Genomic DNA, 10592 nt, shown 5'->3' on the forward strand with positions numbered 1-10592 from the left:
CATGGGCATGGCCTCCCAGCTAGACAACTGACCAGGCGGTATTGCCCCGGCAAAAGGTGTGCCGGACCACCCCCGACAAAGGCCGGCTGTCCACTGGGACATGCTTTCCGGCAGAGAGGATATTGTTCGCACTGGGTGTCCAAGTGGCGCCAGTATCGATGACACAGACATCCGCTACCGCTCCGACCGACAGGGTGTTGGCAGCGAGACCCAGCACGGCAGCGGGTCCACTCGTCAACGCAGCAATCAGGCGGGCTTCGCTCAATTCGCCCTGCTGAACCAGCCCGAGGCCAAGGGACAGCACGCTCTCGATGGACGACAGGCCAGGTTCGGTCGCAGCCAGAGGCGCTCGCTTGGCGGCCGAATCGTGGGGCTGGTGCTGGCTGACAATGGCGTCGATCACTCCGTCCCGGACGCCAGCCAGCAAGCCCTGCCGGTCATACTCACTGCGTAGCGGCGGCAACACGTGAAAACGGCTGTCGAAATCACCGAGAGCCTGCTCGGTGAACACCAGGTGATGCATGGTGACATCTGCCGTCACCGCCACACCCCGCAGTCGGGCCTCCGCCACCATGGCCACACTACGGGCAGTAGAGAGTTGACTGAGGTGCAACCGCACACCGGTTTCTTCAGCCAATAACAACATCTCCGAAACAGCGGCGGTTTCTGCCACTTCCGGGATTCCCAGTAGCCCGAGGCGTGTGGTCACCACGCCGTCATGGGCAAAACCATCTGCTGCCAGGGCATGGTTACGAGGCTGCAGCATCAGAGTGAAACCAAAGGTCTGCGCATAGGCCATGGCACGGCGCAGGATACGGGCGTTGCGCACTGTCGCCATACCGTTGCTCAAGGCGACACAGCCCGCAGCAGACAGCCCGACCATATCGCTCAGTAGCTCGCCTTCCAGGCCCCGGGTCGCGGCGCCGAGTGGCAGCACGTTGATCGGCGACCGGGTGGAGGCCACCTCCCGGATCAGATGGGTGACGGCACCGGAATCGTTGATCGGTGAGGAATCCGGCGCGGCGCAAACCGTGGTGTAGCCGCCCTTGGCGGCGGCCCGGGTCTCGCTGGCGATATTGCCTTTCTGGCCGGCTCCCGGTTCCCGAAGATTGCAGCAGAGGTCGATAAAGCCAGTAGTGACCAGACAGCCGGTGGCATCCATGACCTGGTCGGCTTCAGCCTGGTCAGCTTCCTCGCCCAGCGCTTCAATGCGGCCATTGCGGATCAGCAGGCTGCAGGTTTTTTCGTCCCGTCCATTGGTTGTCAGCCGATGGCCGTTGACAATTCTGATGACCGGATGCTGCCCCCCACTCACGAGTTTGCCCCTTTTGCCAGTGCGTTGGATGGTGTCTCTGTTTGTGTGCGGGCCCGTTCGGAAACCTGCCCACTCATCGCCATCGACATCACGGCCATACGGATAGCAATGCCGTTGGTTACCTGGTTGAGAATCACCGACTGTGGCCCGTCCGCAACGGCGGACTCAATCTCCACCCCGCGATTGATCGGGCCGGGATGCATTACGATGGCATCTGGGCGTGCCAGCTTCAGTTTCTCGGTGCTGAGGCCGTAGAGCCGGTAAAATTCGCGCTCACTCGGTAACAAGGCGCCTTCCATGCGCTCACGCTGCAGGCGCAGCATAATGATGACGTCGATGTCTTCCAGGCCCCGGGTCATATCGTATTCCACGTTACAGCCCAGGCTTTTGACATCGGTGGGCAACAGTGTGGCGGGGGCGATAACCCGGATTTCTTTCGCACCCAGGGTTTTGAGCGCGCTGATCTGGGAGCGCGCAACCCGCGAGTGCAGGATGTCGCCAACAATAGCCACCCGAAGACCTTCGAATTCGTGTTTGTGCTGGCGGATCGTCAGCATGTCCAGCATGGCCTGGGTCGGATGGGCATGACGTCCGTCGCCGGCGTTGATGATGGCGACGCCGGGGGTCACGCTCTCGGCGATAAAGTGTGGGGCACCGCTCTGTGAATGGCGTACCACGAACATATCACTGGCCATGGCTTCCAGATTCAGCAAGGTGTCCGAGAGCGACTCGCCCTTGGAGGTAGCCGAGGTATTGATGTCCAGATTAAGCACGTCAGCCGACAGTCGCTTTGCTGCCAGCTCAAAGGTGCTTCGGGTGCGGGTGCTGGCTTCAAAGAACAGATTAACCACCGTGCGTCCGCGCAACAGCGGCACATTCTTGATGGTGCGCTCGCCCACTTCGATAAAGGAGTCGGCGGTATCGAGGATATCCGTTAACAAGGCCCGGTCAAGGCCATCCAGGGTAAGAAAATGTTTGAGCTGACCGTCCGGGGTCAGTTGCAGAGAGGGTGCGGAAGGATCGTATGCCGTCATGATGCCCGTATGCCTTCTCGGTTGTGGTGCTTAGTGGTCTGTGTCCCGTACTTCAATATGCAGTGGATCCGGGCCGCGCAGTTTAACGCGCTGGTGGGGCGCGAGGCTCAGTTTCCTGGCCACCACATCGGGCTGGATCGGCAGTTCACGGGCGCCCATGTCAATCAGGGTGGCCAGTATGATACTCGCCGGGCGGCCGTAATCGAAGAGTTCGTTCATGGCGGCGCGAATGGTCCGGCCACTCATGATGACATCGTCAATCAGAATGATATCCCGGCCTTCGGTTTCAAAGGGTAAGCGCGAAGGCAGTACACGGGGGTTGAGCCCGATGCGACTGAAATCATCCCGGTAGAACGAGATATCCAGCTCACCGAAAGGACCGTCAAGCCCCAGACGCTTATTCAACGCATCCGCCAGCCAGACTCCGCCGGTGCGGATGCCCACAAGTACCGGATCGGTGATAACGCGTTCACTCACTTGCTCACGCAGACCAGCTTCAAGCTGATCCAGTAACTGGTTCATATCGAGTAATGCGGTCATTTAATTGCCCACTCCCTATGCGCTTTTCGGTAGCAGCATGCTGTCAATCTGCAACCTGCCGAAACCAGGTTTCGAGAATCAATACAGCGGCCAGATCATCGACCCCGTGCTTGCCAAAATCCCGCTCGCCACCGGCGGCCATCACTTCGCCTTTAGCTTCAAAGCTTGTCAGGCGTTCGTCCACCATAGCAACCGGCACATGAAACCGGCCGTGAAGACGTTTACCGAACTTTCTGGCCCGGTCACACATGTCGTTTTCAGTGTCGTCCATGTTGAGTGGCAAACCTACGACCATCTGGTCCGGCTGCCATTCGGCAATGAGTTTCTCGATCACCAGCCAATCGGGTATGCCGTCCCGGGCGGGTAACATGCTCAAGGGGCGAGCGCTGCCCAGCAGCTCCTGGCCAAAGGCAACACCAATACGCCGGGTGCCGAAATCGAATGCCATCACTTGGCGTTGGCCAGGTTCACGCATGGCCGATCGAATCGCTGAGCTGATTGAGGTCTATGCCGAGCTGGCGCAGCACTGCGTCGTAGAGGTTGGTCCAATCCGAACCAAACAGCAGTTCGGCAGTGGCGGGACAGGTCAGCCATGCATTGCCAGCCAACTCGGATTCGAGCTGGCCTTCGCCCCAGCCGGAATACCCCAACGCGACGCGGTATCGCGCAGGACCTTCACCCCCGCCAATAGACGTCAGCACATCACTGGAGGTGGTGAGCATAATATCATTGCTGATGGGCGTAGTTGCCTGCCATGTAATCGCGGGTTCGTGGAGCACAAACCCACGTTCAGGCTCTACTGGGCCGCCACTGAAGACCGGGCATTGAAGTTCCCCACCTTCCATGTCGAGCTGCTCCAGCACCTCGCCGAGAGAGATGTCGAGCGGACGGTTAACCATCACGCCCAATGCGCCTTCCTCGGAGTGGTCGCAAAGGTACACTACTGCGCCGTGAAAACGGGGATCGCCGAGATACGGCGTGGCGATTAGGAAATGGCCACGAAGGCTATGGGATTCCGCCGTGGCGTCACTCATCCTGAACTCAAACCTTTACGCTGGAAGGACCAGGTACGAATAATCTCAAGCACATCACTCTCCTTGCTGAGCTCCTCCGGAAACGAGGAGAACGGCGCGGCCAGTCGCACAATTCGGATGGCTGCATCATCCAGTAAACTATTGCCGGACGACTCCAGCACCTGCAACTCTTTGACAGTGCCGTCCTTCCTTAATACCACCAGCATCCGGACGGTGCCATGAATTCCGGACTGCCGGGCCTCGGAGGGGTAATTGATATTGCCTACCCGCTCTACCTTGTTGATCCAGTTCCGCACATACCAGGCATTGGTGGAACTCAGCGTCGACACTGAGGTGACCCGCAAAACCCTCGGCCTTTTGGCATAGGCCCTCATCTGGTCGTCCAGCCTTGCTTCCAGGCTGGCGATTTCCAGGCTGCGCTCCATCAGGCTTTTCTTCTCAGCCACCGGCAGTTTCTCTTCCGGTGGTTCCTCAAACGGATCAGCCCTTGGCGTCTTCCGTGTGCTAGCCGCAGTGGTTTCGACGACCTGCTGCTCGGCGCGAACGGCTGGCGCCGTAGTAGAGGGTGCTTGTGGCTGAACCTCCGCAACCTTGCTGTCACTAAAGGTTGACTGCTCAGGGCTTGTCAGTTCCTGCTTTTCTTCTTCTGTGCCACTACCTTGCTGGTTGGTCTGAGCCAGAAAATCCGCATCTTCCGGAGCATCCTGATCGTCAAACTGGGACAGGGTGATTTCCAACGTTTCAGCGGAATTCGGCGGATCGGGTTGGGCAAAGGTGATACCCAGCACCAGCACCGCGTGTAACGCCAGCGCCATAAAAAATGTAAACGAAAAGCGATCAAAGTCGCTGACCTGCGCAGCCATGTCGGTTAGTGTCTCACTGCCTGTTTCTCACGACGTCCATGTTACCGGGGTCCACCACCAGCAACTGTAATTTATTGATACCCGACATATTACTTCAGCCGCCGCTCAATGGCGTCCATCAACAGATCACTGATACTAATTCCGAAGGCGGCATCAAGTTCCCGGATACAGGTGGGGCTGGTGACATTAATTTCGGTCAGGTAATCACCGATGACGTCAATGCCCACGAAAATCAGCCCCTTCTCTTTTATGGCTGGCGCTACTCGGGCACAGATTTCACGATCCCGGTCGGTCAATTCGCGGCCTTCACCACGCCCACCAGCGGCCAGGTTCCCCCGATTCTCACCGTGGGACGGAATTCTGGCTAGCGCATAAGGCACCGGCTCACCTTCGATCAGCAGGATGCGTTTGTCACCTTCGCTGATCTGGGGAATGAACTTTTGTGCCATGGCCTGATGCTCGCCGTTCTGGGTCAGCGTTTCGATAATAACGCCCAGGTTGGCGTCACCTTCCTTGACCCGGAAAATAGAGCGGCCACCCATACCGTCCACCGGTTTCATGATGACATCCCGGTGTTCTGCATGGAATGCCTTCAGACGGGCAGCTGAGCGAGTGACAATAAGTGGCGGAGTGCAGTCTTCAAACTGGGTGGCAAATAACTTTTCGTTACAGTCCCGCAAGGCAGCGGGGGGATTAACAATCAGTGCACCCGCAAGCTCTGCTGCTTCCAATATATAGGTAGCCATCAGGAACTCCCGGTCGACCGGTGGGTCCTGACGCATCAGGATCACATCCAGCTCGCCGAGATCACGATCCCGGGACTGACCAAAACTGTACCAGTGGTCGGGGTCCAGATGAACGGTCAGGTCGCGGGTCCGGGCCATGGCTCTGCCACCCTGCAGATAAAGGTCCGGCAGCTCCATATATTCAATTTCCCAGCCACGCTTCTGCGCCGCCAGAAGCATCGCCAGTGAGCTGTCTTTCTTGAAGTGGATATCCTCAATCGGATCCATCACTACACCGAGTCGAACTGTCATAGCATCCCTTGAAATAAATGAAGAAACAGGAACCTGTCAGCAGAGCGCCATTATTGATAAGTGCTATGCTTTATCCCAGATGGTATTGCACCCGCACGCCGAATGCACCCGAATAGCAGTGGCTGTTATCTACAAATGAACCAAGAGAAGCGCTGATCATTTCCCAAGAGTACATTTAGACACAAAGTTATGCTTTTTCTCCAGCCATCGATACTCTATAAATAAGCGTGGCTTATAGAACACCCTTAAATTGTGTGTTAAAAAGCCGATTTCCAAATATAACACCGCAGAGCGCAAGGCCGTTGGACAATGGAAGACAACTTCGAGAACCTGAAAATTATGGTGATTGACGATAGCAAAACCATTCGTCGCACCGCAGAAACCCTTCTCAAAAAGGTCGGTTGCGATGTAATAACTGCAACAGATGGTTTTGACGCTCTAGCAAAAATTGCCGATTCTCAGCCCAACATCATTTTTGTCGATATTATGATGCCACGGCTTGATGGCTATCAAACCTGTGCCCTGATCAAAAACAATTCGGCGTTCAAGAAAACGCCAGTCATTATGCTCTCCAGCAAAGACGGTCTTTTCGACAAAGCCAAGGGCCGTATTGTCGGTTCAGACCAGTATCTGACCAAGCCGTTCAGTAAAGACGAGCTCCTTAACACCATTCGCCAGTATGTTCCCCAGTTGGAACAGTAATCCGCTGACGCAAAGAACCTTTAATGAGATTGAGGAAACCATGGCCCGCATCCTGATTGTTGATGACTCGCCCACCGAAGTGAAGAAAATCTCAAGCATTCTTGAGAAGCACAAACATGAAGTTTTGACGGCGGACAACGGCGCCGATGGCGTTGCAAAAGCTCGCGCAGAGACTCCGGACCTGGTGCTGATGGATGTTGTCATGCCTGGTCTAAACGGCTTTCAGGCTACCCGTCAGTTGACCCGTGCGCCTGAGACGGCGTCCATCCCGGTGATCATCGTGACCACCAAGGACCAGGAAACTGACCGCGTCTGGGGGACACGCCAGGGCGCCAAAGGTTATCTGGTCAAGCCAGTAAATGAAGACGATCTGATTAAAACAATCAATAGTCTGATTTCCTGATCCAAACAACCTCTTGCATGGAGTACGCATGTCCGCCCAGGCCGCCCCATACGCCGTTCTGACGGATATTGCCCAACGCAGCCGGATGCTTGCCGCCGGTTTGCCGGAGCAACAGGAAGCCGTTCAGTTGTGGAACGGAATCGGCTTTGTTCTGGCGGGCCAACGTTACGTGGCTCCGATGGGTGAGGTTGTTGAAATACTTCACGTACCCCGCTTTACCCACGTGCCCGGGGTTCGTTCGTTTATGTTAGGAGCGGCCAATGTTCGTGGCCGCCTGCTACCCCTGATTGATCTCGCCCACTATTTTGAACTACCCCGCAGTTCTCGTAGCCAGCGCGAGCGCCGGGTCCTCGTTGTTGAACAGGGTGACGTGTTCAGTGGCCTGGTGGTTGATAGCGTATCGGGAATGCAATATTTCGCGGTGGACAGTTTTGTGGCTGATCCCACAGAAACCCCCGCAAACGTTCAACCTTTCATTCAGGGAGGGTATGAGCGAAATGAGGAAACCTGGAAAGTCTTCTCAACTTACGAACTACTCGAAGATGAGCGCTTTCTTGATGTTGCCCAGTGGTGATGACAATGGCAGGAACATCACCATCGACTCTCAAAACCCGCAGAAGAACCTAACTTGCCAAAGAAGAGGCCGGGAGCCAGAAAATGAAAAATAGAGCCGGAAGATCCAATTCGGGACAGGGCGCCAACAAGCTTGTTGCTGGCCTGATCGCCGCATTGATCGCATTGACCGTCCTGCTCGTTGTGGTCTTGTTTATGATCAACAAGGATAGCCAGAACGATCAGGAATACATCGCACACGCGAACGAACTCAGGGTGCTCTCGCAGGAGATCGCGAAGAACGCGACAGAGGCGGCAGGTGGTACTGCGTCCGCTTTTGAACAGCTCCAGCGTTCGCGGAATGAGTTCTCACAGCTGTGGGATTTCATCATCGATGGCAACCCGGCAACCGGCCTGCCCCCGAGCCAGCTGGCCGCTCAGAGTCCGGTACAGCAAAACTGGGAGTCGGTGCGGGAAAACGCTGACAGCATTGTTTCCACTCAGGAAGCGGTGTTGGGCCTTCACCAGGTTGCCCAGACCCTGAATGAGACGATTCCCCAACTGCAGGTTGAGTACGACGATATCGTTCAAATCCTGCTGGATAACAACGCTCCGGCTGAGCAGATCGCACTGGCCCAACGCCAGTCACTGTTGGCGGAACGTATTGTTCGCTCTGTTAACAACGTTCTTTCCGGTGATGAAGACGCTGTTATTGCCGCCGACCGGTTTGGTCGTGATGCCAGCCTGTTTGGCCGGGTATTGGAAGGCCAGGTAAACGGTAATCAGGCCATGGGTATTTCCCAGGTCCAGGACGAAGACGCCATATACGGCCTCGAAGCGGTTGATGAATTGTTTGAGTTCGTCTCCCAGAACGTTGATGCAATCCTTGAAGCCTCTCCCGACCTCTTCAAGGTTCGCAGAGCCGCCAGCGAAATTTTTGAAAACTCCCAGCTGCTACTGAATAACACCTCCGCTCTGGCCAATCAGTTTGCAGCCCAAGCCAGCTCACGTTTCATCAGCCCCACCCTCGCTTACATTCTGCTCGCGGCCATGGCGGTAATCGTGGTGTTGATCGGTCTTTCCCTGTATCGGGCCGCCCAGGAACGTCTGGCGACCACCCAGGAGCAGAATGAACAGAATCAGAACGCGATCCTGCGACTGCTGGACGAACTCGCCGACCTGGCGGACGGTGACCTGACAGCCGAGGCCACGGTCACCGAGGACTTCACCGGTGCCATCGCCGACTCCATCAACTACGCGATCGACCAGATGCGCGGGCTGGTACAGGCGATTCGGGGTACCGCTGTACGGGTTGCATCAGCCGCTCAGGAAACCCAGGCCACAGCCAGGCACCTGGCCGATGCGTCCGAGCACCAGGCCCAGGAAATTGCCGGCGCCTCTGCCGCTGTGAACGAAATGGCGGTATCCATCGACCAGGTATCTTCCAACGCAGCTGAGTCTTCCGCGGTTGCTGAGCGGTCGGTCGCGATCGCCAAGAAAGGCGCGGAAGTGGTACAGAACACCATTCGCGGCATGGATAACATCCGTGAGCAGATTCAGGAAACTTCCAAACGGATCAAGCGTCTGGGTGAATCTTCCCAGGAAATCGGTGACATCGTATCGCTGATCAACGACATTGCTGACCAAACCAACATCCTGTCCCTGAACGCAGCGATCCAGGCCTCTATGGCCGGTGACGCGGGCCGGGGCTTTGCGGTGGTTGCGGACGAAGTTCAGCGCCTGGCGGAGCGGTCCTCTGCGGCTACCAAGCAGATTGAAGCACTGGTCAAGACGATCCAGTCTGATACCAACGAAGCTGTTATCTCGATGGAACACACCACCGCTGAGGTGGTCCGTGGTGCACGCCTGGCACAAGACGCGGGTGTTGCCCTTGAGGAAATCGAGAACGTATCGATGAACCTCGCGGAACTGATCCAGAACATCTCTAACGCGGCGCGCCAGCAGGCGTCGTCAGCAGCTCACATTTCCAACACCATGAACGTTATCCAGGAAATCACCTCCCAGACTTCATCCGGTACTAACGCTACCGCGAAGTCAATCGGTAACCTGGCTGATATGGCTTCCCAGCTGCGGTCTTCGGTAGCAGGCTTCACATTGCCTGAAGAAGAAATGGCAGACAGCGAAGAAGAGGAAGACAGCGACGTCCCGGTGCTGAGCTAAATGCACTACCCGAGCTTCTGACGGTTTATGACTGCAACACACAACGACCTGTCTGACAGCTCTGGTATCTGGTCCCTGCGCCGACTCCCCGCCATGGATGAAGCGCAGTTCTACCAGTGGCAAGTATTACTGGAGCACCGGACCGGCATGACGTTAACGCCTGAGCGGCAGTCGTTTCTCGAAACCAACCTCGGGATCCGGATGCGGGAAATCGGCTGTAACAGTTATCAGGCTTACTACGAGAAAATCGTCTCGGGGCCCGAAGCCATTGTTGAGTGGGCCATCCTGGTGGACCGCCTGACCGTCCAGGAAACGCGCTTTTTCCGGGATACCGACGCCTTCCGGCTGGTGTCAGATTACATTCTGACCCGCCCACGGGAAGCCCTGAAAAAGCGGCCTCTGGAAGTCTGGAGTGTCGGGTGTTCGACGGGCGAGGAGCCCTACACGCTGGCCATGCTGCTCAATGAAAGCATGACCCAGCTTGAGTTACCGCCACTGTTTGGCGTAACTGGCTCCGACATCAGTAAACCCGCGATTGGAAAGGCCCAGCGTGGCCTGTTCAACGCTCGTAAGCTGCTCGGGGTGGATGAAGAGTTAAAGTCCCGGTATTTCCGTCCGGCGGAACGGAACACCGTAGAAATTGTGGATAGCATTCGGCAACGCGTTTGCTTCACCCGTCTGAACGTGATGGACCTGAAGCGCGCACCGATGCATGGCATGAACATTATCTTCTGCCAGAACTTGCTGATTTACTTTCGCCGCTGGCGACGGCGCGAAATTGTAAAACAGCTTGCAGAACGGCTGGCACCCGGGGGCTTACTCGTCCTTGGTCAGGGGGAGCTAACCGATTGGCAGCCCCCCGGGCTGCAGCGGGTACCCTCGGAAAATGTTCTGGCGTGGATGCGACGCCAGACTGACGAAGATTAACCGG

12 protein-coding genes are annotated in these 10592 nt (G+C 56.6%); 5 read left to right on the top strand and 7 right to left on the bottom strand.

What is annotated here, in order from left to right:
- Window positions 1-19: 19 nt before the first annotated feature.
- The 7 genes from WEB64_RS04095 to gshB all read right to left on the bottom strand — a co-directional run bounded on the left by WEB64_RS04095 (window position 20) and on the right by gshB (window position 5823).
- Window positions 20-1291 carry a dihydroorotase family protein gene (locus WEB64_RS04095; RefSeq protein WP_368061729.1) on the bottom strand — a complete coding sequence of 424 codons (1272 nt, stop codon included), beginning with the start codon at window positions 1289-1291 and terminating at the stop codon, window positions 20-22.
- Between the two features lie 20 nt (window positions 1292-1311).
- Window positions 1312-2349: an aspartate carbamoyltransferase catalytic subunit gene (locus WEB64_RS04100; RefSeq protein WP_368061631.1), complete on the bottom strand. Its 1038-nt coding sequence runs from the start codon at window positions 2347-2349 to the stop codon at window positions 1312-1314.
- A gap of 30 nt (window positions 2350-2379) precedes the next feature.
- Window positions 2380-2889: a bifunctional pyr operon transcriptional regulator/uracil phosphoribosyltransferase PyrR gene (pyrR, locus tag WEB64_RS04105; RefSeq protein WP_368061630.1), complete on the bottom strand. Its 510-nt coding sequence runs from the start codon at window positions 2887-2889 to the stop codon at window positions 2380-2382.
- A gap of 43 nt (window positions 2890-2932) precedes the next feature.
- Window positions 2933-3364, bottom strand: a complete 432-nt coding sequence (gene ruvX, locus WEB64_RS04110; RefSeq protein ID WP_368061629.1) for a Holliday junction resolvase RuvX — start codon at window positions 3362-3364, stop codon at window positions 2933-2935.
- Entirely contained in the window at window positions 3357-3923 is a 567-nt protein-coding gene (locus WEB64_RS04115) for a YqgE/AlgH family protein (protein WP_368061628.1), read from the bottom strand. Before WEB64_RS04115 ends, ruvX begins: the two co-directional genes overlap by 8 nt.
- Window positions 3920-4786, bottom strand: a complete 867-nt coding sequence (locus WEB64_RS04120) for a TonB family protein (protein ID WP_368061627.1) — start codon at window positions 4784-4786, stop codon at window positions 3920-3922. The genes WEB64_RS04115 and WEB64_RS04120 overlap by 4 nt, the downstream gene beginning before the upstream one ends.
- Window positions 4787-4875: 89 nt before the next feature.
- Complete coding sequence (gene gshB / locus WEB64_RS04125) at window positions 4876-5823, bottom strand: glutathione synthase (protein ID WP_368061626.1); 948 nt, start codon at window positions 5821-5823, stop codon at window positions 4876-4878.
- A gap of 309 nt (window positions 5824-6132) precedes the next feature.
- Here gshB and pilG point away from each other — a divergent pair, with 309 nt between their 5' ends.
- The 5 genes from pilG to WEB64_RS04150 all read left to right on the top strand — a co-directional run bounded on the left by pilG (window position 6133) and on the right by WEB64_RS04150 (window position 10588).
- A complete protein-coding gene (gene pilG, locus WEB64_RS04130) occupies window positions 6133-6525 on the top strand; it encodes a twitching motility response regulator PilG (RefSeq protein ID WP_368061625.1) in 393 nt (130 codons plus the stop codon).
- A 40-nt stretch (window positions 6526-6565) separates the two neighbouring features.
- Window positions 6566-6928 carry a twitching motility response regulator PilH gene (gene pilH / locus WEB64_RS04135; protein WP_368061624.1) on the top strand — a complete coding sequence of 121 codons (363 nt, stop codon included), beginning with the start codon at window positions 6566-6568 and terminating at the stop codon, window positions 6926-6928.
- A 28-nt stretch (window positions 6929-6956) separates the two neighbouring features.
- Complete coding sequence (locus WEB64_RS04140) at window positions 6957-7502, top strand: chemotaxis protein CheW (RefSeq protein ID WP_368061623.1); 546 nt, start codon at window positions 6957-6959, stop codon at window positions 7500-7502.
- Window positions 7503-7585: 83 nt separating this feature from the next.
- Window positions 7586-9661: a methyl-accepting chemotaxis protein gene (locus WEB64_RS04145; RefSeq protein ID WP_368061622.1), complete on the top strand. Its 2076-nt coding sequence runs from the start codon at window positions 7586-7588 to the stop codon at window positions 9659-9661.
- Between the two features lie 27 nt (window positions 9662-9688).
- Window positions 9689-10588, top strand: coding sequence for a protein-glutamate O-methyltransferase CheR (locus WEB64_RS04150; protein WP_368061621.1), 900 nt, complete (start codon window positions 9689-9691; stop codon window positions 10586-10588).
- The last annotated feature ends 4 nt before the right edge of the window (window positions 10589-10592 follow it).

The organism is Marinobacter sp., from assembly GCF_040882185.1.
GTDB lineage: Bacteria > Pseudomonadota > Gammaproteobacteria > Pseudomonadales > Oleiphilaceae > Marinobacter.